The 22886-nt window shown below is 38.3% G+C and carries 27 protein-coding genes; 4 read left to right on the forward strand and 23 right to left on the reverse strand.

Annotated elements, in window-relative coordinates; translation table 11 throughout:
• Positions 1–140: 140 nt before the first annotated feature.
• The 10 genes from ACYQ73_RS10650 to ACYQ73_RS10695 form a co-directional block, all read right to left on the reverse strand.
• A complete protein-coding gene (locus ACYQ73_RS10650; protein WP_460012478.1) occupies positions 141–1316 on the reverse strand; it encodes a DUF4085 family protein in 1176 nt (391 codons plus the stop codon).
• A 132-nt stretch (positions 1317–1448) separates the two neighbouring features.
• Positions 1449–2189, reverse strand: coding sequence for a class I SAM-dependent DNA methyltransferase (locus ACYQ73_RS10655; RefSeq protein WP_460012479.1), 741 nt, complete (start codon positions 2187–2189; stop codon positions 1449–1451).
• A gap of 2 nt (positions 2190–2191) precedes the next feature.
• On the reverse strand, positions 2192–2536 hold the full coding sequence (rsfS, locus tag ACYQ73_RS10660; protein WP_460012480.1) for a ribosome silencing factor: 345 nt from the start codon (positions 2534–2536) through the stop codon (positions 2192–2194).
• Positions 2533–3105, reverse strand: a complete 573-nt coding sequence (yqeK, locus tag ACYQ73_RS10665; protein ID WP_460012481.1) for a bis(5'-nucleosyl)-tetraphosphatase (symmetrical) YqeK — start codon at positions 3103–3105, stop codon at positions 2533–2535. The genes rsfS and yqeK overlap by 4 nt, the downstream gene beginning before the upstream one ends.
• Positions 3074–3664: a nicotinate-nucleotide adenylyltransferase gene (locus ACYQ73_RS10670; protein WP_460012482.1), complete on the reverse strand. Its 591-nt coding sequence runs from the start codon at positions 3662–3664 to the stop codon at positions 3074–3076. Before ACYQ73_RS10670 ends, yqeK begins: the two co-directional genes overlap by 32 nt.
• Positions 3665–3673: 9 nt before the next feature.
• Positions 3674–3976: a ribosome assembly RNA-binding protein YhbY gene (yhbY, locus tag ACYQ73_RS10675; RefSeq protein ID WP_460012483.1), complete on the reverse strand. Its 303-nt coding sequence runs from the start codon at positions 3974–3976 to the stop codon at positions 3674–3676.
• 5 nt (positions 3977–3981) lie between these two features.
• Positions 3982–4812 carry a shikimate dehydrogenase gene (gene aroE, locus ACYQ73_RS10680; protein ID WP_460012484.1) on the reverse strand — a complete coding sequence of 277 codons (831 nt, stop codon included), beginning with the start codon at positions 4810–4812 and terminating at the stop codon, positions 3982–3984.
• Between the two features lie 30 nt (positions 4813–4842).
• On the reverse strand, positions 4843–5946 hold the full coding sequence (gene yqeH / locus ACYQ73_RS10685; RefSeq protein ID WP_460012485.1) for a ribosome biogenesis GTPase YqeH: 1104 nt from the start codon (positions 5944–5946) through the stop codon (positions 4843–4845).
• Positions 5943–6464, reverse strand: a complete 522-nt coding sequence (locus ACYQ73_RS10690) for a YqeG family HAD IIIA-type phosphatase (protein WP_049667747.1) — start codon at positions 6462–6464, stop codon at positions 5943–5945. The genes yqeH and ACYQ73_RS10690 overlap by 4 nt, the downstream gene beginning before the upstream one ends.
• Positions 6465–6500: 36 nt before the next feature.
• The gene (locus tag ACYQ73_RS10695; protein ID WP_460012486.1) at positions 6501–7283 is read right to left on the reverse strand and encodes a phosphatidylserine decarboxylase; all 783 of its coding nucleotides are present in this window, start codon (positions 7281–7283) and stop codon (positions 6501–6503) included.
• Positions 7284–7419: 136 nt separating this feature from the next.
• Here ACYQ73_RS10695 and pssA point away from each other — a divergent pair, with 136 nt between their 5' ends.
• Complete coding sequence (gene pssA / locus ACYQ73_RS10700) at positions 7420–7920, forward strand: CDP-diacylglycerol--serine O-phosphatidyltransferase (protein WP_460012487.1); 501 nt, start codon at positions 7420–7422, stop codon at positions 7918–7920.
• A gap of 87 nt (positions 7921–8007) precedes the next feature.
• Positions 8008–8715 carry an RNA polymerase sporulation sigma factor SigK gene (sigK, locus tag ACYQ73_RS10705; protein ID WP_053484741.1) on the forward strand — a complete coding sequence of 236 codons (708 nt, stop codon included), beginning with the start codon at positions 8008–8010 and terminating at the stop codon, positions 8713–8715.
• A gap of 703 nt (positions 8716–9418) precedes the next feature.
• On the opposite strand, the gene mtnN is transcribed toward sigK, so the two are convergent.
• Both mtnN and ACYQ73_RS10715 read right to left on the reverse strand, forming a co-directional pair.
• The gene (gene mtnN, locus ACYQ73_RS10710; protein WP_460012488.1) at positions 9419–10111 is read right to left on the reverse strand and encodes a 5'-methylthioadenosine/S-adenosylhomocysteine nucleosidase; all 693 of its coding nucleotides are present in this window, start codon (positions 10109–10111) and stop codon (positions 9419–9421) included.
• A gap of 61 nt (positions 10112–10172) precedes the next feature.
• Positions 10173–10826, reverse strand: a complete 654-nt coding sequence (locus tag ACYQ73_RS10715; RefSeq protein ID WP_460012489.1) for a YrrS family protein — start codon at positions 10824–10826, stop codon at positions 10173–10175.
• Positions 10827–11118: 292 nt separating this feature from the next.
• Here ACYQ73_RS10715 and ACYQ73_RS10720 point away from each other — a divergent pair, with 292 nt between their 5' ends.
• Positions 11119–11445, forward strand: coding sequence for a hypothetical protein (locus tag ACYQ73_RS10720; RefSeq protein ID WP_460012490.1), 327 nt, complete (start codon positions 11119–11121; stop codon positions 11443–11445).
• 19 nt (positions 11446–11464) lie between these two features.
• Here the strand turns inward: ACYQ73_RS10720 and greA are convergent, their stop codons facing one another.
• The 5 genes from greA to ACYQ73_RS10745 all read right to left on the reverse strand — a co-directional run bounded on the left by greA (position 11465) and on the right by ACYQ73_RS10745 (position 15645).
• Positions 11465–11953 carry a transcription elongation factor GreA gene (greA, locus tag ACYQ73_RS10725; RefSeq protein WP_049667741.1) on the reverse strand — a complete coding sequence of 163 codons (489 nt, stop codon included), beginning with the start codon at positions 11951–11953 and terminating at the stop codon, positions 11465–11467.
• A gap of 188 nt (positions 11954–12141) precedes the next feature.
• Positions 12142–12780: a uridine kinase gene (gene udk, locus ACYQ73_RS10730; protein WP_386827614.1), complete on the reverse strand. Its 639-nt coding sequence runs from the start codon at positions 12778–12780 to the stop codon at positions 12142–12144.
• Positions 12780–14060 (reverse strand): peptidase U32 family protein, encoded by a 1281-nt coding sequence (locus ACYQ73_RS10735; RefSeq protein WP_460012491.1) that lies wholly within the window; start codon positions 14058–14060, stop codon positions 12780–12782. The genes udk and ACYQ73_RS10735 overlap by 1 nt, the downstream gene beginning before the upstream one ends.
• A 14-nt stretch (positions 14061–14074) precedes the next feature.
• Positions 14075–15007 (reverse strand): peptidase U32 family protein, encoded by a 933-nt coding sequence (locus ACYQ73_RS10740; protein WP_460012492.1) that lies wholly within the window; start codon positions 15005–15007, stop codon positions 14075–14077.
• Positions 15008–15012: 5 nt separating this feature from the next.
• A complete protein-coding gene (locus ACYQ73_RS10745) occupies positions 15013–15645 on the reverse strand; it encodes an O-methyltransferase (protein ID WP_460012493.1) in 633 nt (210 codons plus the stop codon).
• A gap of 74 nt (positions 15646–15719) precedes the next feature.
• On the opposite strand from ACYQ73_RS10745, the gene ACYQ73_RS10750 reads away from it, so the two are divergent.
• Positions 15720–15842, forward strand: a complete 123-nt coding sequence (locus ACYQ73_RS10750) for a hypothetical protein (protein WP_460012494.1) — start codon at positions 15720–15722, stop codon at positions 15840–15842.
• Positions 15843–16190: 348 nt separating this feature from the next.
• Here the strand turns inward: ACYQ73_RS10750 and mltG are convergent, their stop codons facing one another.
• The 6 genes from mltG to ACYQ73_RS10780 all read right to left on the reverse strand — a co-directional run bounded on the left by mltG (position 16191) and on the right by ACYQ73_RS10780 (position 22787).
• Positions 16191–17318 (reverse strand): endolytic transglycosylase MltG, encoded by a 1128-nt coding sequence (gene mltG / locus ACYQ73_RS10755; RefSeq protein WP_460012495.1) that lies wholly within the window; start codon positions 17316–17318, stop codon positions 16191–16193.
• Positions 17319–17627: 309 nt separating this feature from the next.
• Complete coding sequence (locus ACYQ73_RS10760) at positions 17628–18815, reverse strand: acyl-CoA dehydrogenase family protein (protein WP_460012496.1); 1188 nt, start codon at positions 18813–18815, stop codon at positions 17628–17630.
• Positions 18815–20158 carry an LLM class flavin-dependent oxidoreductase gene (locus ACYQ73_RS10765; RefSeq protein ID WP_460012497.1) on the reverse strand — a complete coding sequence of 448 codons (1344 nt, stop codon included), beginning with the start codon at positions 20156–20158 and terminating at the stop codon, positions 18815–18817. The genes ACYQ73_RS10760 and ACYQ73_RS10765 overlap by 1 nt, the downstream gene beginning before the upstream one ends.
• Positions 20159–20261: 103 nt before the next feature.
• Positions 20262–21098 carry a MetQ/NlpA family ABC transporter substrate-binding protein gene (locus ACYQ73_RS10770; RefSeq protein ID WP_460012498.1) on the reverse strand — a complete coding sequence of 279 codons (837 nt, stop codon included), beginning with the start codon at positions 21096–21098 and terminating at the stop codon, positions 20262–20264.
• A 14-nt stretch (positions 21099–21112) separates the two neighbouring features.
• Positions 21113–21766, reverse strand: coding sequence for a methionine ABC transporter permease (locus ACYQ73_RS10775; RefSeq protein ID WP_460012499.1), 654 nt, complete (start codon positions 21764–21766; stop codon positions 21113–21115).
• Positions 21708–22787, reverse strand: coding sequence for a methionine ABC transporter ATP-binding protein (locus tag ACYQ73_RS10780; RefSeq protein ID WP_460012500.1), 1080 nt, complete (start codon positions 22785–22787; stop codon positions 21708–21710). The genes ACYQ73_RS10775 and ACYQ73_RS10780 overlap by 59 nt, the downstream gene beginning before the upstream one ends.
• Positions 22788–22886 lie beyond the last annotated feature (99 nt).

Genomic DNA, 22886 nt, shown 5'->3' on the forward strand with positions numbered 1-22886 from the left:
ACCGCATTAAAAATTTGCGTATGAAAATTTTTACATCAAAAAAGCGCGAGAAATCAACGTTTCCAAATTGATTTCTCGCACTTTTTAAGGATTCGACCAGTTTTGTCCCAGCGTCTTTTCAGCATTACTTTCTACAAGCGTTATTCTGCTAAGATATCTTTAAATTTCGCTTGGAGCTCAGTCGTTAAGATTCCCTCATTGTAAAAATGGCGAATAAACACATTTTGCATCATATCATCCTCTTGAGCGGGATTCATCTTCATTAAAATATGATTAATCTTCTCCGCGAGCTGTACTGGATTGGCATACATCGTATTCCATGCACGAACCTTTAACTCTAAATCTTTACCGAGGGCCGCTTCCTCCAAGTCCTGTATTGGTACTGGCTCACTAAAATGTGCATACGGGTCTTCATATGTATCTGTATGTAAAAAATGAATACAATCATCTAATTTGTCTGCCACACGTATTGTATCTACAAAAACGCCATGTTCATTTGCATATAGTTGACTATTTTCAAAAATTAAAAACGGTGCTTGTTGCTGAATCTCGACTACTCGTTTTTTTAATTGCGGCGTAATAAAGATTAAGCCATGCTCTAGCTGCAATGTTTGAACGTACGTAGAAAAATTACCGTTATCAGCAAAATCACTATATGTTTTTGGACGATAATAAAATGCAGCTTCTAACTCCTCTGCTTCAATCGTCCATTCTACCTCTGGGCAATCAAAAATAACACGTAGTGCCATTCCATTCGCTGTTTTTCTGAGCTCATCATAAATATAAAACTGCTCTAGTTCTACTTGACCTACTTCACTTAAAATATTGTTAAACGTTAGAGAAATGATTGATTTTGCAGTAAAGCCCCCTGCCATATCAAATGTTAATTCTACTTGAGTAGCATTACGGCGAATACTAACTATTGTTGCATCATGGAGGCTTTGCTCAAAGACCTCTCTTTCCTTCGGTTCCATATAAGCTAACGTTTTCTGCTTTTCCTCATATGCCGCATCGAGAATATTTTCAAATAGCTGCTCCTGTTCATTTCTCCATCCTAAAAAATCTTCTCGTACATGTTTAGGAACATTTGGTGTATTCAACGTACTATCTAAAACATATGGTTGAAATCGCAGTGGTAAATAGTTCATTAAACTATCGCGTATTACATCTAACTCCTGCTTCTTTTCCTTATATGGATCAATATCATTTTCTTTTGCATAGGTAAGGTAATCTGTCCACTCTTCATCAGATTCGTAAATAAATAGTTTCATCGCATTTTCATACATTCTTTTTTCACGCAATGATAAATGCCACATAATTTCAGCTCCTTTTAATTGAGTTGTAAGATAACAGAAATATTTTTTCGAAAATTAGTGTTATTTGCGAAACAAAATAAACACCGGAAAGTAAAAACAGCTCACTGGTTAGTTTACCAGCAAGCTGTTGTCCTATTTTACCGCACGGATAAAAATGCGTTCACTTTCATATTCAGGGCCTTCATCTGTAAAATCTGCTGTTACTTCTACATGTTTAAAGCCAATTTCCTGAAGCCACGTCATATATTGCTCAATCGAGAATGTGCGTTGATTATGCTCCTCGTCAAAGCGTTCATACAGATCACTCTCAGCATCACGCACATAAAACGTCATTTGGTGGACAACGGAATGTTCAAAATCACCAGGTTCCGTATGCCATACATAGCTAATATCACCATCGTCATACGTAAACGGTCCGTCTAAAAATATATCATTCATTTTAAATAATGAATGTACATCAAAAAACAGTTGGCCTCCATCTCGTAAAGCACCATAAATACGTTCTAATGTTGAATAAACTGCTTTTTCTTCCACTACATAATTCAGCGAATCAATAGCAATCGTTACAACGTCAAGCGCCTCAAAGCCCTCTAATTCATCCATCGACAGACAATAGAGGGGCACATGTAAACCTGCATCAGCAAAGCGCTCTGCGGCAATTAAAAGCATATTTTCAGATAAGTCAATTCCACTTACCTTGTAACCTGCCTGCGCAAACAGCAGGCCAAGCACACCTGTACCACAGCCGATATCTAAAAGATTTGGGAATTGACTGCTCGGTGCATGCTGCGAAACCCAATCCACATAAAGATTGTAAGGGATATCGGTTTGCAGCTCATCATACACGTGTGCAAATCGTTCGTAACTATTCACACTTAAGCCTCTGGCATGTCTAGTTGCGGTGCATCGCCCCATAGACGCTCTAAGTTATAATAAGCGCGTTCATCTTTATGGAATACATGCGCTACAACATCTCCAAGATCAACAAGAACCCAGCGTGCTCCATCAAAGCCTTCTATACGGCGAATTTCATAGCCCTCTTTTTCTGCTATGTCTTGTAATTCACGTGCGATTGCTTGCACTTGGCGATCAGAATTACCATGAGCAATAATAAAGTAATCTGCTAAAAGTGAAATGCCTTGCATATTTAAAACGACAATATCCTCACCATGTTTGTCGTCAATTGCTTTGTAAGCTGCTTGTAATAAAGTTGAAGTCATCCTTCACTGTCCTCTCTTTTTATCATATCGTTGTAACATTCTATCGATAATGGATAAACCGGTTGTTTTGTGTCAATTAAAAATGCCAATGTATGGCGCACACAAGCACTCATCGCTTTATCCAAATTTTTCTTTGCTTTTTTTCGTAGACGATCAACACCATCAAATTTACGATTAGGTTCAATCATATCTGCAACAAAAATAATTTTTTCTAGACGGCTCATACCCACGCGTCCTGTTGTATGAAAACGAATAGCATTTAATATGTCCTCATCTGTAATGCCAAATTCGCTTTCTGCAATATATGCACCTACTGGACCATGCAGTAATTCACTACCCCAGCCAATAAGGCGAGCATCTAATTTTTCATCACGGACAATTTTCTCCATCCATTCGATATCTGCATATTTCGCAATATCGTGAAGGATGGCAGCTATCTCAGCCTTTTTTTCATCCTCACCATATAATGTTGCTAGCTCAATGGCTGTTTCCATTACACCAATGGTATGAATATAGCGCTTCTCAGGCATGCGTGGCTTAATCGCCACCAAGTACTGTTCGCGTTCCATATAGACCTTCCTCTCGTATGAACGTCTCTACCGCTTCAGGCAGTAAAAAAGTAACCGTTCCTCCAGTGGCAAGGCGTTCACGAATCAGTGTGGACGATAAATCGATTTGGGGAGCTTCCACCATAATAATAGGATACTCTGTAGTGGCCTCTGTTCCTGGACGCTTTATTCCTACAAATTGCACAAGCTTCACTAATTCATCAATACAGTACCATGTATGAAGCGAATCAATCATGTCGCCTCCAATGATAAAGTAAAACTTCACATTAGGCTCTCTTATACACATCGCAGAAAGTGTCTTATATGAATAGGATACGCCACCCTTCTCCACCTCATACGACTCCACAGAAAAATACGGATATGGACTTATTGCACGCTTTGCCATTTCAAGGCGTTCCTCATCGCTAGCATCATGACGTGCGAACTTATGTGGTGGCAACGCATTGGGCATAAAGCGAACTTCATCTAGATCTAATGCATGCAGTACTTCATTAGCCATCATTAAATGTCCATTATGTGGTGGATTAAATGTACCTCCCAGTAAACCGACCTTTTTCATCGTCTCACCTTATTTCGTTGCTTTTGGTAATACAATCTTTTTATGATTGCGTGACTCTTTATATAAAACAACTGTCAGTCCAATTAATTGCACAAGCTCTGCATGAGTACCTTTAGCAAGTGCTTCTGCAACTTCATGCTTGTCCTCTTCACAGTTATCTAAAATACGTACCTTAATCAACTCTCGTACTTCTAATGCTTCACGGATTTGCTTTGTCATTTCGTCATTAACGCCGCCTTTTCCTACTTGGAAAATCGGTGTTAAATGATGTGCTTCTGCACGTAAAAAACGTTTTTGTTTACCTGTTAACATAAAAATTAATTTCCTCCTAATTGCGCCTTTAATTGCGCAATCATTGAATTTGTATTTGGGTATTCACCAAGCCAATGCTCAAAAGCAATAGCCCCTTGGTGAACGAACATTCCAAGACCCGTAACGACGGTTGCTCCTTTTTCCTCAGCCGCTTTTAAAAAAGGCGTCATTAATGGATTATACACAATATCGGCTACAATTGCGCCTTTTGCAAGTCGTTCTAATGAAAATGGCATTGAAAAATTGCCCGTAGCAAGTCCAGCCGATGTCATTTGCACTAAAATGCCGAAATCAGCTAATGTTTCCTCAGCCTCTGCTAAAGAAATAGCATGACCTACACCCATTTCATCGACAATTGCTTGGGCATTTGCCACTGTTCGGTTTGCAATGGTTAAATTCGTATAACCTTGCTGTTGCATTGCAAAAGCAATACCACGAGCAGCACCGCCCGCACCAATAAGAAGAACTGGCTTGTCTTTATGTGACTTACCAACCGCTTCTTCTAACGAGCGTACAAATCCAACACCGTCTGTATTGTATCCCTTTAATCTTCCTTCTTTTGTTCGGACAACCGTATTAACAGCTCCCATTTTTATTGCCAACTCATCTAGCTCATCTAAATAAGGAATGATCGCTGTTTTATGTGGGATTGTAATATTCCAGCCACTAGCACCTAATGTTTTCAGGCCAGCAACCGCTGACTCCAAATTTTCAGAAGAAACATGCACTGGAATATACGTCGCATCTATCGACAGTTCCTCGAACCAAGCATTATGCATCGCTGGGGATTTTGAATGCTCAATCGGATCACCCATAACCGCAAACCATTTCTTCATTTCCTAATCCCTCTTCTCTACTGTTACATCCTAAATTAGTGATGGGCGAATTGAAACTTGTACACCCTTTGGGGCATAAGCTGCTACAACTACATTGGCATGCTGCACAGTAATCCATCCAAGCCCTGAGAATACAACATCTGTTTTCGCTTCTTTGATAGAGAACTCATGACGCACTAATGGCGGTAGCTGTTCTATAAATTCAGCAGTTGGAGGTGCCAGCAATTCACCCTTATGCTCTGCATACAATGTATCTGCCTTCTCAAGCTTTGTTCGGTGTATTGGTAAGTCATTTGCCACGTGTACCGTAAATGCCGAACGTTCTCCTTGAATAAAGTCAAAACGAGCAAGTGCGCCAATAAATAATGTTTGTCCAGCATTTTGTTGATACACTTTTGGCTTTATTCCTTTTTTAGGCATAATATATTTTAATTCACTAGAGTCAATATGGTGTGCCATCTGATGGTGATTAATTATTCCCGGTGTGTCATATAATGCACTACCATCATCTAATGGAATTTCAATCATATCTAAAGTTGTACCTGGGAAATGAGAAGTTGTAATAATCTCACCTTCACCAGTAGCCTGCTTGATAATGCGATTAATGAACGTGGATTTCCCAACATTTGTACAACCTACAACATACACATTTTGTCCATTACGGTACTCATCAATGGCTTCCATTGCTTCGGCCATCCCTTTACCTTTATGGGCACTCACTAAAAGTACATCGACAGGTTGTAGACCTAGAGCCTTTGCTTCACGTTTTAGCCAATTAATCACTTTTTTCGGTTTCACAGATTTCGGTAATAAATCGGCTTTATTCGCGATTAATAACACAGGATTTTTACCTACGAAGCGGTGAAGTCCTGGTAGCCAGCTCCCATTGAAGTCAAATATATCAACAATTTTTACGATTAAGCCTTGCTGTGTTCCAAGACCGTTTAATATGCGTAAAAAGTCGTCATCTGTTAATGACACTGGTTGAATTTCATTATAATTTTTCAAACGGAAGCAACGTTGGCAAATGACCACGTCTTTTTCTAATGATGATGGGGGTGCATACCCAACTGCTGTTTTATCTTCTGTTTGAATTGTTGTACCACAGCCAATACAATTTGGCATTTCGTTCATTCTTTTTCCTCCCAAGTACTGATTCCTTTTCGTTTTAAATTATTGAACACACGACGTTCAATAAATCGGTTGAATTTTGTTACGAGCCCATCTGATTGTGCAACTGGTTTTACTAGTACCGTATGCAAACCTAAGCGATTTGCGCCCATTACATCTGTTAATAGTTGGTCTCCTACCATTACTACTTCCTGTGGTCGTAGCCCTAATTGAACAATTGCACTATAAAAGGCATTACGAAGTGGCTTTCTCGCCTTATGAATATAAGGAATACCTAATGGCTCAGCAAATTGCTTAACACGTGCTTCTTTGTTATTCGACGCAATAATAACACGAATGCCTGATTCTTTCATAATGCGCAGCCAAATAATAAGCTCTTCCGTTGCATCTGCACGGTCCCATTCCACAAGCGTATTATCTAAATCCGTAATAATCCCTTTAATACCTAAGTCTTGAAGCTTTTCCGGTGTAATTTCATAAATACTCGTGACAAATTCATCTGGTAATAAAAAATTATACAAAATAGCGACCCCTAATCTAAACGTATTATTCGACCATTATAGCATATTTGCGAAGGCTTCACCCATTCGAATTGGGCTTCCTTGTACAACATTTTCCGTAAATTCTATTGCATCCTTTTCAAACAGCATAACTACTGTTGAGCCGAATGAAAAATATCCGACTTCTTCACCCTTATGCCACTGTGTTGTTGTATTAGTAAGCATGATAGAATTTACAAAGGTAGCACCAACTTTAATAAACGCTATCTGCTGTTCATTCGCCACTTTCAGCTCCGTTACTGAACGATAATTGTGTGAAATGGGTTTTTTACCGTATGAAAGACCGAGCTGATTAACAGGATACGATTTTTGACCAAGTGTATATTGTCGTAGCACTTTCCCATCAATCGGGCTATGAATACGGTGATAATCTGCAGGACTCAAGTAAAACACGATAAAATGTCCATCTGCATATTGTGAAGCACGTTCTGCATTGCCAAGTAAATCAACTAAAGAATAAGGCTTACCCTTTACATGGAATGTCATATCCCATTCGATACGTCCAAAGGATTCCACTTTGGCATCCACTGGACTTACATAAGTATTGGGATTTTGTTCAATTGGACGTGCATCTTTTAAAAGCTCTCTTGTAAAAAAGTCATGTAAACTTGAAAATTGTTGTTGTTGTTTTGAAACTTCTTCAAGATTAATGTCGTATACCTTCATGTAACTAGGAATAATTCGTTTACTCCACTTTGCTTTTGCTATAGATTGCAAAAGATGGGAGGATTGCTTGCCATTTGTTAATTCAATCAAGCGTTGATATAATTTTTCTTTCATAAAACAAAACCCCTATCGATTAATTTAGACTGTCAATTTTTTCGCATTCGAAGTATAATGGTACAATATCTTAAGTGCAAAGGAGTGATCCCCCTTGTTTTTTTATCACAAGTTGGTGGATACCACGGTTAAGAAAATGAAATCGCAAGCAGCAAACTTTATCACAATCAGTAATATGTCCTTCGGCGGCGCGGCCATAATGGCTACACTACACGAATACTATAGCTATAGTGTCTTGTTTATCTTTATTGCAGCCCTTCTTGATCGTTATGATGGGAAGGTAGCTAGAGCACTCGGACAAGTGTCTGATCTAGGTAAACAATTAGATTCTATGAGTGATATTATATCATTTGGTGTAGCGCCTGCATTATTAATGTATAAAGTTGTCTTAGTCGACTTTGGTTTCGTCGGCATGACGATGACAGTACTATACATCATCTGCGGTGCGATGAGATTAGCTCGCTTCAATATTACTGAAGCAAACGGCTATTTTACAGGGTTACCAATTACAGCGGCAGGTACGATCTTAACTTTAACGTATTTTGCATCTAATACGTTCCACCCGGCATTTTTTCTTTTCCTATTCCCAATACTAGCATTACTAATGATTAGTACAATCTCGTTAAAAAAAGTGTAACAGCGCATTTGCTGTTGCACTTTTTTTCATTTAACACAGTTTTATAACATATACTGTCGAAAAATGGGGAAAGGATGAAATCATTCAATGAGCGGAATTTTTACATCTATGTTGCAGTTATGGCTTGAGATCCCAGCGTTACTTGGCTATTTAAAGGGGCAAACATTCCATAAACCCTTTTCAAAAGAAGAGGAAGCTGCTTGTATTGAACGATTTTTAGGCGGTGATGAGCAAGCGCGTCTTGATCTAATTGAACGCAATATGAGACTCGTTGCACACGTTGTGAAAAAATTCCACCCAAAACATGAACAACTTGATGATTATATTTCCATCGGTACTATTGGTCTGATGAAAGCCGTAGAAAGTTATACTCCTGACAAAAAAACCCGTCTTGCCACTTATGCCGCCCGTTGTATCGAAAATGAAATTTTAATGCATCTGCGTACACAGAAAAAAGTGCAAAAAGATGTTAGCTTATTTGAGCCAATCGGTACAGATAAAGATGGTAATGCATTACAAATCCGAGATCTCTTACAATGCGATGAAGAAAGTGCAACAGAAAAACTTGAACATAAAGAGCATGTTGCACAACTATATCATTATTTGCATATGCTTGACGAACGCGAACTTGAAATCGTTACACTCCGCTATGGTCTAAACCAACAAGATGCTCTTACACAAAAGGAAATCGCTGCACGTTTAAATATTTCTCGTAGTTATGTATCTCGCATTGAAAAGCGAGCGCTTATTAAACTCTATCAATTATATAAACGAGATCAAAAGATTATTGAGTAATATATTGTAAATTGATACTTATAAAATTTCAACAATCCCATTACTTTATTCTGCAATTAATCTTGTATTTTTTGTTACAAAAGTACCCCTTAGGCTTATCATCATAACGTAGAGTTGATTTCCGTTCCGACTTGACGCTCTCCCGGGGGCCTCTGATGAGCCACCTGGGGTAATAGGATGTGTCGGTGCGAAAGCGTCAACAACAAAAGGTAGGTTACAAAGGCGTTGTCACAGGACGTGTTGTTTTAGCCTTTATTCCCCTACCGGCTCTCTCTAGGGTCTTATCTGTGACGTTGATTTCCAAAGAGTCGTCCAGCTCCCACTACAATCACTTTATACAAAGCAGACGTTTTACCAAACATCAACCCTAACTTTTAGTAATAAGCCAATCCTTAGCAAGTTAGCGTAACTAATGAAGTAATAAAAAAACTCTCTTGCGATTTTATGTCGCAAGAGAGCTTTTTCTCTTAATGAAACTCTGCTGATTCTGATAGTTCTACTGAAATAAGTGTACCGAGTAACATTGTTATAATGACTACACTTGCTGTTAAAAATAGCATTATGAATGCCTCCCATCCAAATATGAAGAGATTTATTTAACAACAGTTTAGCATTAGCGAGACCTTTAAACTGTGATTTTTCTCACACTAAAAGCCACTCATTTTGACTATTTTGTGTAGTTTATTTCCCTGATTATTAGACTTTATAATGATTCGATAGCTTTTAGTACGATTTGTGTTGAATGCTTTGCAGCTACTGGTAAAAACTCATCAAAGCTAATATTCGATTCTTTTCCAGCAATATCTGATAAAGCACGAATAACAACAAACGGAGTACCAAATTGATAACATACTTGTGCAACAGCTGCTGCTTCCATCTCCACTGCCTTCATTTGTGGGAAATGACGACGGACAGCTTCTACACGAACAGGATCATTCATAAAGGCATCACCTGAACAGATTAAACCAATACCATATTGGTGCTCTCCAACAGCCTTTACTGCCTCTTCAGCGACTTTCATAAGTTTTTCATCTGATTTATAAGCTGCTGGCATACCTGCCATCTGACCCATTTCATAACCGAAAATTGTTACATCTACATCATGATGACGAACTTCATCTGAAATAACGACTGCGCCAACTTCAAGAGTTTCATCATAGCCTCCGGCAGAGCCCGTATTAATGACTACGTCAGGCTTGAATTCATGTAATAGAATAGTAGTTGACATTGCGGCATTTACTTTACCAATACCACTTTTTAATAAAACTACCTCTTTCCCTTTATAAGTTCCTGTTGTATATTCACTGCCTGCGATTGTTGTGCTTTTTGCATGCTCTAATGATGCTCTTAAAAGCACTACTTCCTCTTCCATTGCGCCGATTACTGCAATTTTCATCTCTCTGTTACTTCCCTTCTTTATTCAACTCTATTAAAAATAATAAAACGAGTTATTTTCGTCAATAGGCGCCGTTTAATGTATTTAGTTGCTCAAGTTTTACTGGTGTCCAGCCTTCGTTGTCGACCCATTCCATGCTAACACGATACATTTTTGTCTTATCATTCGTTGAAACTGTTGCAATAGCCGAATTAGCGCTACCGTTATTTCCCATACGCCAGATAATCATATTGTCCTTTTCGATGCCTGTAGCTGCCACAACTGTTGCTATCTTTTCAGCCCAGTCTACTGATTTATCATCGTAAGAAGACACATGCTGACCTGTTTGTGTTGTAGGTGTAGGTTCCCAATTTTTATTTGTTATGACCTTGTCAACAATTGGGTTGTCTGAAGTAGTTTCAGTAGTAGTGTCCTGTTTAGATGTTTGAGATTCTTCTGTAGGCTCTTCCTTTGCAGGTTTTTCCTCTTGAGCTGATTCATCATTCTTTTGCTCTTTAGAAGGCTCTTCCTTCACATCTTTTTTATCGTTCTTTTGCTCCTGTTTTGGCTCGTCTTTCTCAGCTTTTCCTGCATCATCCTGCCATTTAAACACAAATGTTGCTGTTATAATAATTAATATCACGACAATACCAATTAAAACATTCAATAGTTTATCTAGCTTTTTATTACGAGATGGCTGCAAATGACGACTGCTTCGAGTTTTTCGTTCACTCATGAAGTCTCCCCCTCTCTAGCCAATATTCTATCAAGTTCAACAGTACTTGCAAAATAATTGTGCTCATATATTTTTTCATAGGGAAAAATATAGACATATCGACGTATTTTCTAATAGATTTTTGAATCATCGCCAAAGCGTGTGGTTGATTTCCGTTCCAACTGGGCGCTTTGCCGCTGACGCTTCGCTTTCGCACAGATAAAACATTTGTAGCTGCCGCTTTGCTTTCGCTACAGAAAACATTTGCTGACGTTTCGCTTTCGCACAGAGCAAAGCTTCCTGGGGGCATCCGATGAGCCGCTTCGCTTCGCTGCAGGGTCTCGGGCCTGGTCACGAAGGCGTTATCACAGGATGTGAAGGTTTTAGCCTTCGTTCCTCTGTTGCTAATCCCCAAGGAGTCGCCCAGTCTCCACTCCAATCAACTTATTTACATAGTAGACGTTTTAACAAAAGTCATCAACTACTTTTGGTGATGAACAAGATTTTTACCATTGATGTAAAAACTTACACAGAATATAGATTCAAGAATCAACTTCTCCTTGGCGTAATTGCTATTGCTGTTACAAAAAACATTTGCTGGATGAAGAGAAAAGCAGCTAGCTCTCCTTTACAAAGATAAGCTAACTGCTTGTACTAAATTATTTTATTGAAATAATTTTAACTTTCATTTCACCACCAGGTGTTTGTACGACAACCTCTTCGCCTTCAGCACGTCCTAGCAAGCCTTTAGCAATTGGTGATTCATTTGAAATGCGGAATTCCATTGGATCTGCCTCAGCCGAACCAACAATTGTATACGATTCCTCATCTGTTGATGGTTTCCCATTAATAACTTCTACAAATGTAACCGTTTTCCCTAGTGATACTACACTGTTGTCTGTTTCGTCCTCAGAAATAATAACTGCGTTACGAATCATAGATTTTAATGTAGAAATTCGACCTTCTAAAAAGGCTTGTTCTTCTTTTGCAGAATCATACTCAGCATTTTCAGAAAGATCCCCGAAATCACGAGCGATTTTAATACGTTCTACGATTTCCTTACGTGTTTCCGTTTCTAATTTCACTAATTCTTCTTCTAATTTTCTTTTACCTTCAGCTGTCATTGGGTACTGTTTTTCATTTGCCAAAGTTCTTCACTCCTTGTTTTCGTCAATATAAAAACATAAAACTCGATTAAGTGGCCTAGTAGGATGCACTTAATCGAATTTTATTATTTTTAAACGGTTTCAAATTACTCTTTGACCTAATAGTATGCATGCCTTTCTGAAATATGTACAGATATGCATGTAAATATTGTCAATACCACTCTATCTTATTACAATACGTTGTCGGTTTCAAGGATAGTTTTAATCTTAGTTACCATTAAATCAATCGCAACCTCATTATCCCCGCCTTCAGGAATAATAATATCAGCATAACGTTTCGTCGGTTCAATAAATAAATTATGCATTGGACGCACTGCCGATAAATATTGGTCGATTACAGAATCAGTTGTACGACCACGCTCTTTTATATCACGCATTATACGACGAATAATACGTAAATCCGAGTCCGTATCTACAAATAATTTAATGTCCATTAAATCACGTAAATCTGCATCTTCTAACACTAAAATACCTTCTAGTATAATAACATCTACAGGCTCTACATGAATAACTTCTTGAGCTCTCGTATGCTGCACATAATCATATACTGGCTTTTCGATTGGTTGACGGACCAATAATTTTTTTATGTGTTCAATTAACAAATCATTATCAAACGCTAACGGATGGTCATAGTTTGTACCTAAACGCTCCTCAAACGTTAAATGACTTTGATCTTTATAATAAAAATCTTGTTCAATTACAACTACTGAATGATCGCGGAAAACATCATAAATAGCACGGGTCACACTCGTTTTACCCGAGCATGAGCCACCAGCGATTCCGATGACGACTGGACGCTTTGCTGCCATTAATTATTCTCCTTTCGCATCATATTATGTGGCTTTAATGGTGTGTCGCATTTAAACTTAACAATTTGTAGTGGATGACGTGCAGCATCTAAGCTATTTCCATCCTCATCCCAAATTTCACCCATTGTAAAACGGAAATTTTCGATTTCTGGTCCAAAGAACTCTACCTCATCACCAGGTTTAAAATAGTTACGTTGTTGCATTGTAACCATTTTCGTTTCTGGGTCATGCTCTAAAATTAAACCAGCAAACTCATAAGTCGTTTTACGGCCATGTACACCAAACATTTGCTCCTCGTGGCCAGGGGCATCATGGAAGAATGCTTCAGCAGTATCACGGTTAGCACATTTGTCTAGTTCCTCTAGCCATTCACGTTTAATTTTGAAATTTTCAGGGTTAGCACAATAAGCGTCAATCACTTTGCGGTACACTGAAACAACTGTAGCCACATAGTGAATTGATTTCATACGACCTTCTACTTTTAATGAATCAATACCAAGCTCAATCATATGTGGAATTGCTTCAATCAGCTTTAAGTCTTTCGGACTCATTGCAAAAGGTGCGTGATTATCATCGAAAAGTGCCTTTTCTTCGCCATCTTCTAGCTCATATAAATCATAGTCCCAACGACAAGATTGACAGCAACCACCTCGGTTAGAGTCACGAGCAGTCATATGATTTGAAAGTACACAGCGACCAGAATAGGCGATACACATTGCTCCATGAACGAAAGCCTCAATTTCAATATCAACTTTTTCTTTCATCAGCTTCATTTCTTCGCCGCCAACTTCACGTGCTAATACGACACGATGTAAGCCTTCTTCTTTCCAATACTGTACTGCCTTCCAGTTCGATAAAGATTGCTGTGTAGAAAGGTGGATTTCAAGCTTTGGTGCAGCTGTACGGCATGTTTCAATAATTAATGGATCCGCTACAATAATGCCTGTAACTCCAGCAGATTCAATATCTTGTAAATATTGCTCTAAGCCGTCCATATTTTCATTGTGGGCGAAAATATTTGTCGTTACATATATTTTTGCACCGTATTTATTGGCGAATTCAACACCTTCGCGCATTTCTTCAATTGAGAAGTTATCTGCGTTTGAACGTAGACCGAACTCTCGTCCACCGATAAATACAGCATCCGCTCCATAATGAACTGCTACTTTTAATTTTTCTAAACTACCTGCAGGGGCAAGTAGCTCTGGTTTTTTTGTAATGACACGTTTACCGTCTACAATCTCACGGATTTTGTCATTTTGTTCTAATACTAATGCCATGTTCTTGCCACCTCCTAGTAAACTGTTTCCTTGAAGATAAAGCCAGTATCAAGTGGTCTGATGGCAGGCTGAATATCTTCAATTTTAGCTAATAAATCATCTTTAATATCTTCATACGCATCTTCTGATTCGTCAAAATATGTGTCAATTGCTTGACGATAAGCTTCTGTTACTGTGATCACATATTCTGGCGTTTGAAGAACACCCTCAACTTTCAATGCATCGATGCCACCTTCGAATAATTCGCCAAGCTCATCAATAATGCACATATCGTTTGGACTGAAAATATGCGTACCGTTAGCATCTTCATAAATTGGATATTTATTATTTCGTTCATCATCATGAAGGAACATATTGCGATTTTCCTTACGATTTTCAATTTCCATTACTTTATCCTGATATAAGAAATAATGACCTAATAATGGACGTTTTGATTGGAACATACATGTCATTCCATGTACTTGAACCTCAATCTCTACTTCTGTATTTTCTTTAATTTCTAGCACTTCATCTAAAGAAAGTTCACGTGAAAGCACTGCGCGAGTTGCTCCGCGTTTTCCCCAATAATTTGCAGTAAACCAGTTCGTTGCAGTCGTTTCCGGATTCCAGTGTAGCGGTATTGTTACACCTTGCTCACGACGGATGATTAATACTGCTGGATCACCGTAAATTAAACGGTCGACACCAATACGTTGCATTTCTTTTAAATATTCGGCAAGCGCATCCAATTTTTCATTATGGAATAGCGCATTTACCGCAACATAAACCTTTTTACCCGCTGCATGAATTAGCTTTGTAGCCTCTTCCACTTCACTCACAGAAAATTCTCCTGCTAGGCGCAGACCAAATTGTTGTTCACCAATGACAAAAGCATCTGCTCCAGCCTGTAAAAGTACTTTTACATGGTCCACTGATTGCGGTGTAACAAGCAATTCAGGTTTTTTCATAATAGTCACCTCTTCAAACATAATAATAAACCATCACCAACTGGTAAAAATGCACTTGTATAATCAGGGTGCTGCATAATCCATTCGGTAAAGTTTTTTAAATTGCGAATCATTGTACGCTTACGACGCGGTACATCTTTTAAATCCAAATCTGATAAGCCATGCATATACATATTATCGATATACAGAACTCCGCCAGATTTTACAAGAGGCGCATACTTTTCAAAAAAGCGTTGATATTGTCCCTTTGCAGCATCGATAAAAACTGCATCGAAGGTCGTTTGAATTGCTTCATCGTTCACTTCTAAGGCGTCCCCTTCAATGACCGTAATACGATCTGATACTGTCGAACGTTCAATATAAGCCTTTGCTCTCGTAACACGCTCTGCATCACGCTCAATTGTAACAATCTGCACATTTGGTAAAGCCTCTGCCATCCTTATTGCAGAATAACCAATTGCTGTACCAATCTCTAAAATTTTCGACGGATTTTGAATACGTAGCAGTTGATTTAGTGCATCAATGCCTGAAAGTTGCATAATCGGTACATGATTCTCCTCCGCAAATGCTTCCATTTCTAAAAGCAATTCATTACGTGGTTGAATAAATGATTGTATATATGCATCTGATAATTCCATTTTTTAGTTCACCCTCATATCAATTATGCCTCGGCATAATTGCCGCTGTAACTACGCTTTCGCGCAGATAAACAATGCTACCGGAACCAGCTTTGTACTTAGGCCTGCATGAGGTCCGACAAGATGTCGGTCATTTCGGTAATACCACAGGACGTGGCGCTTTTACCGATGCAGGTCAGTTAGCCGTTATCGCATAAATGCGATGATTTCGGGCTAACATCCTTTAAGAATTCTTTTCCGATTCCGTGACATCCGCCGGAGGCGCAACGAGCAATACTCGTTGTCTGTACTTCATCATTTAGCAACAAAAAGAAAAAGACCAAACGTGATGTCTTGGTACTTCGTCATACAAAAATGAGCAATTGTTTTTATAAGCTCAAAACAATTGCCACCACGTATATTATTCCGCATTAACGGACTGATTGAATTTTTTCCATGCGGATTGATTAAAAATCACAATTTATAATAGCACGAAAATAGAAGGAAAGCTATTTTTCTTTCCTTCTATCCACATTATTGCTATTTATTTTTTCTATTTAAAGTACTTACTCTGCTTTTTTTATATATTTATCTACTTTCAGTAAATGTTCATCATACGTTTTCGAGAAGTGGTTGACACCATTTTTATCCGCTAAGAAGTATAGATAGTCCGTTTTACTTGGATTAAGCACTGCTTCAATCGAAGTTTTTCCTGCACCCGCAATAGGACCTGGTGGTAAGCCTTTATTTTTGTAAGTATTATAGGCATTATCTACTTCTAAATCTTTATATAGAACACGATCTTTATGGGAACCAAGTGCATATAAAACAGTTGGATCTGTTTGTAATGGCATCCCTTGATCGATACGGTTATAGAACACACTCGCAATCGTTTCTCGATCAGTTTGAGCAGTAGCTTCTCTTTCCAGTAATGAAGCAAATGTTAATAATTGATGTACTGACATTTTCTTTTCAGTTAGAGCATCGTTGTAATTTTTTACAACCTTGTCCATTGCTCCTACCATTTCGTCTACAATCGATTCTAATGATGGTTTTTCTTCAAAATAAGAATAAGTTGCAGGGAATAAATAGCCCTCTAAATCATGTCGAATATTATCAGCTAAAACCGTATCCGTCACAAGCTCAGGGTATTTAGCCTTCATTTGTTGTACAAACGCATCGCTTGTTACTAAGTCCATAAATTCTTTTTGAGTGTAAGGCGTTTTCTTTTCCACAATATTACCAATTTGTTCAAGTGTTAAACCTTCAGGAATTGTCATTGTAAAGACTGGCGTACGATAAACCTTCCCGGTTTTTAAACTTTCGATTAGCTCATCCAATGTCATTGCTTGTGTTAAATCATATTTTCCAGCTTGGAACTGGGATTCATTTTTAAATTTAGCATAATATTTAAAAACACGAGCATCTTTAATAACCCCTTTTTCCTCTAATAGAGTTGAAATAGAGCTTAAAGTTGAGCCTATTGGTACTTCAACTGCTATTGTTTTAGTTGCATCTGGATCCACTGGTTTTAAGGCACTCTTCACATAACTATAACCAAGTAAACCGACAATCCCTGATATTAGAACAAAAGCAATTGCTACAATAGCAACGATTTTTCTCACAATTTTTACCTCAGATTTTCTTTCTTGCATTTTTGAAAACATTTCTTGTTTTTTCGAACCGTTATTCACGGGTTTCCCCCCTATCACTCCATTATCATACTAGAAATCAACTTTCACGACAAACAGAAATAGAAAATCAGTAAAAATAGATCACTTAAAAATAGATTGCGACAAAAAGATAAATGTAAGAACTCAAAGTTGATTTACAGTCAACAAACTAAAACACTAGAGAAATCTAGATGGATAGGTTGGCATATTAGGAATTGAAAGCCCTTCAGGAGAAAAGCAAAAATCTGCCAACTATATCGTTAGCAGATTTAATAATATTCTCCCCACTTCAACGGTTGGAAAGCTAAATATCTCAAAATAAAATGATACCTATAATTGAAAAGCTTCTTGTTTGACATCGACTAATAAACCCTTTGCAAGCTGTGAAATAACTATATCATCAGCTGGAGGATTAAAACGACTACATTGAACGTCTCGAAAAAGTCGCTGTAATTTACTAGCTTTAGACAGACTTCGTCCCCCAACAACTTGCATTGCTTTTGTTACGATGTCAATCACATTGTTACAAATAACATACTTTGCAATACTAACATCTTCAGAAAGTTGGTCCTTTATCGCTGGATTTTGTTCAACTTGCGCTGCAATACTATACATTGTTCGACGTGCCGTTTGATAAAGTACTTCTATTTCACCAATTTTTTGTTGGACATGACTAGCGTGTGCTATTGTATTTTCTAAGCTGTATGAATAAGTATTTTTAGCAAAATCTATTGCATAATCCCTTGCTGCACCTGCTACTCCTAAGTAAACAGCTGGAATTTCTAACGAATAGACGCGACCATCCACTAAAAAACGATTTACTTCCTTTGGACGATGTTTGTATAACAATGCATTCTCTGGAACAAACGTATCATGGAAAATAATATCATGACTCCCTGTTGCACGCATCCCCATCGCATCCCATGTATGAATAACCTCTACCTGATCATTTTTGGTTATTAAAAATTCAGCTGTTAAATTTTCTTCTTCTATAAAAGCGATAATCGTAAATTGTTTTAATATTGGGGCTAAGGAAGCAAAAGCCTTTTCACCTGTAATGATATAGCCTCCAGGCACTTTTTTCGCAATTGTTCCCGGTAAACTTCCACGAGAAATATTCCCCTTCCCTCGCTCGCTATTTATAATATTTAAGAGAGAACCTTCTTTAACTGCTTTATGGCACAATTCCGCAAATATAGGCTCTGGCCATGTCCCCGCCTCACGAACGTTCAAAAAAGTTAATAAGTGCCACCCAACAGACAATGCAGTAGAAGCATCTCCTTTAGCTAATTGTTCCTGTACTAGTAACATTTCATATAGAGAAATTTCCTCGCCTCCGTATTTTTTCGGCACCGTTAATTTAAAATAGCCAGCTTCCTCTAAGATTTTAAAATGCTCAAATGGAAATTCTCCACTCTCATCATATTTACCAGCTGTCTTGCCAATTTGTTGTGCCAATTCATAAGCATACTCAACTAGCTGCTGCTCACGTTCGTTTCGAATAAAAACATCACTCATCAATGATTCACCTTGCTTTTAGTAAATCTATTTTGTGGCTTTTTCAGCCCTAAATGTTCTCTTAGGGTTGAGCCTGTATACTCTTTACGATAAATACCGCGCTCTTGTAAAATTGGCACAACCTTGTTCACAAAATCTTCTAAGTCTCTTGGTAATAACGGAAACTGTAACATAAAGCCATCTGCCGCTTCTTCTGTAATCCAACGTTCCATCTCATCGGCAATTTGTGTTGCTGTCCCAACAAAGGCATCGCACTTCGCAGGACCAAAAAGGCGTGCATATAATTCACCGACTTTTAAATTTTCTTTTTTGATAATCTCTAAATGCTCATAAAAATGACTTTGAATACTATTGACTTCAGGAAAATCCACTTCGATTGCAGGTGTATCTAACGAGTACTTTGAGAAATCAACATTTCCCATATAACCAGAAACAAATTTCAAGCTCTCATAGGGATCAATCAACGCCTGTAATTCATTATACTTACGGATGGCCTCTTCCTCCGTATCACCCACAATTGGCGATATCCCCTGAAACACAAGTAGCTCCTCATCGGTGCGCCCAAATGGAGCAAGCTGTGCCTTTAAGTGGCGATAATGCTCCTTGGACTTCTCTAGATCATCCCAATGAACAAAAACGACCTCCGCTGTTCGTGCTGCTAATGTTTGCCCTGGTTTTGAAGCACCAGCTTGCACAATAACAGGTTGGCCCTGGACAGAACGTGCAATATTCAACGGACCTTTCACTGATAAATAGTTACCTTTAAAAGCGGTCTCATGTACTTTATTACGATCATAATAAATATTATTATCACGGTCGTAAACAAAGGCATCGTCCTCCCATGAATCCCATAATGACTTAACTACATCGATAAATTCCTCCGCACGTTCGTAACGATGATCGTGCTCCCAATGCTTGTCACGGCTAAAGTTTAAAGCCGTCTCTCCTGTGGCATCTGCTGTTGTCACTAGATTCCATCCGACTCTACCATTACTAATATGGTCTACGGACATTAGCTGCCTTGCTAACACATATGGCTCACTATATGTGGTTGATGCCGTTGCCCCAAGCCCAATTTTTGTTGTCGCAGCTGCCAAAGCTGTAATCTGTATAAGAGGATCAAAGCGATTTAAAATATGTGGATGTGATTCATGATTAATCGCTAAGCTATCCGCAACAAAAGCAATATCAAACTTGCCCTTTTCAGCAATTTGCGCCGCCTTTTGCAAGGCATTAATATCGATGCTTGCATTAACTTTTGCAGACGGATGTTTCCAAGCTGCTACATGCATTCCAGCCCCAATTAAATATAACGCAAGCTTTAACTCCTTTTTCTTAGTCATTTTCTTGTCATCTCCTTTTCATCTGAATCAATTTCGCTATCGCTTTGCTTTCACACAGGTTAACAGTACGTCAGAAGGCATTAGACCAATATACTGTTGTTGGTCAATGAAGATAAAACTTTTTCCATGCAGCTAATTCATCTAAAGGCATTTTCACAGGAATATAATTGCCATTAGAAACATCTTTAATGAAATTAACCGTTTCTTCACGCTGATAGATGTCAACAATTTTTTTCAATATCTCATCGTCTTTATCTTCAGGTCTCGCCACGATGACATTTATAAATGGCTTCGCCGTTTCATTCTCATGAATAATGGCATCTTTTAATAGTAGGCCTGCTTCGACAGCAACCCCATTATTAATAACCGCAAAATCGGCATCCTCCATAACCCTCGGTGTCGTCGCACCATCTACTGGTAAAATGTTTAATTTTTTCGGATTATTCTTAATCCGATCCTCTCCACCATTACCATCAAAATTATCCGTAACCGTCAACAAGCCATATTCTTGTAGCAGCAGTAAAGCCCTACCCCAGTTAGAAGGATCGTTTGGAACAGCTATTTTCGCTCCCTCTTTCACATCATCCAAAGATTTATATTTGTTTGAATACAAGCCTATCGGAGCCATAATCGTTGTGCCGATTGCCTGTAAATCTGTTTTATTATTCGTATTAAATAAATTTAAGTAAGCGACATGCTGAAACGCATTAATATCAATCTCTCCCTCCGCCAATGCTTGGTTCGGGTCATATTGTGCTGAGAATGTCACTAAGTCGAGGTTAATATCTTCCTTAGCAGCCTGCTCTTTTATATACTCCCATGTTTTCAATTCTGAGCTACGGATACCAACCTTCACAGTATCTTTTTCATCTGCTTTTGCACAAGCAACTAGTAGGAACAGTAATGCAATTAATCCTAAAATATAATTTAGTTTCCTCATATTAAAATTCTCCTTTATGACACTCTGCGTAATTTTCGCTCAAGACTATTTCCAATACTTTGAATGATTTGTACTAGTACTACTAAAATCACCACTGTTACTAAAATCGTTACATTGTCAAAGCGTTGATAGCCGTATGTAATGGCTACATCACCAAGGCCACCACCTCCAACTGCCCCTGCCATTGCAGTCGCTCCAATAAGCCCAATTGTTGCAGTCGTGACACTTAATATTAAAGAGGGGAAGGCTTCAGGTAGCAAAAACTTTTGAATAATTTGAAGTGGTGAGGCACCCATTGCTCTCGCTGCTTCAATAATGCCTTCATCCACTTCCAATAATGAATTTTCTATTAATCTTGATATATATGGCCCTATATGCAAGACAAGCGGTACAATTGCAGCTGTTGTTCCTATCGCTGTTCCAACGAGCAAGCGTGTAAATGGAATGATAGCAACTAGCAAAATAATGAACGGAATGGAGCGCAGGGTGTTGACGATTGGATTGATGATTGAGAAGATTATTTTATTTTCAAGAATATGCCCTTTTCTCGTCACAACTAAAGTTATCCCTAAAATAAAGCCCAAAATAGCACCAAAAAATAACGAAATACTAACCATGTATAGCGTATCTAGCACTGCGTCGATAATGATTTGCGAGCTCACCTTCATGTGCAACAACCTCCTCTATTTGAATATCTTTCGTTTGAATAAATTGATGTGCCTTTTCTATTTCTTTGTTTGTGCCAACTAGCTCAACGATTAAATTACCAAAGGGAATTCCTTGTAGCTCTGTAATATTGCCAAATAGTACATTGACATCGACATCAAATTTTTTCGCTATTTGAGAGGCAACTGGTTGCCCAACATCTACACCTATAAATTTCAGGTTATAAATTTTTTTAGACTGATCTATCGTTTTTAATTGCTCGTAGACAGATTGTGGAATGTCATCTCGAACTACCGATTGTACAAAGTTTTTAGTCGTCTCCTCTTGCGGTGCAGAAAATATTTCAAGTACATTGCCTGTTTCAATAACTCTTCCGTTCTCCATCACAGCTACACGATTGCAAATATCCCTTATGACTTCCATTTCATGCGTAATCATTAAAATGGTAATGCCATACTCAATATTTACTCGCTTTAGTAGCTCCAATATAGATTTAGTCGTTTGCGGGTCAAGAGCAGATGTCGCCTCATCACACAATAGAATTGTTGGCTTTGTGACAAGTGCACGAGCAATGCCCACTCTCTGCTTTTGTCCACCTGACAGCTCATCGATATAGCGTTCGGCTTTGTCCTGTAAACCGACAAACGACAGAACCTCCCTTACTTGACCTTCAATGTTTGATTTTTTAACACCACTTATTACTAATGGCATCGCAACATTTTCGAAAACAGTTTTTGAACGAAGAAGATTGAAGTGTTGAAAAATCATACCAATATTTTTCTTTTCCTCGCGAAGCTGCTTTTTGCTTAATGTTGTCAGCTCTTTACCATTTACAAGAACGCGACCCGACGTTGGTTCCTCCAATAAATTCACTGTCCGTATTAATGTACTTTTACCAGCACCGCTAAAGCCTATAACGCCAAAAATATCACCCTTTTGAATCGTTAAATTAATGTTATTTAATGCCGTTACAACGGTTGTTCCTACCTGAAATTCCTTTGTCATTTCGATAAATTCAATCATTTCACGTTTACCCCCTTAGCATTTCATTTTTTATCACGATTTTATTAGATCAATTATGCCTCGGCATAATTGTTGCTGTCGCTACAGAAAATAATTGTA

This window comes from Lysinibacillus sp. CTST325 (assembly GCF_054665055.1).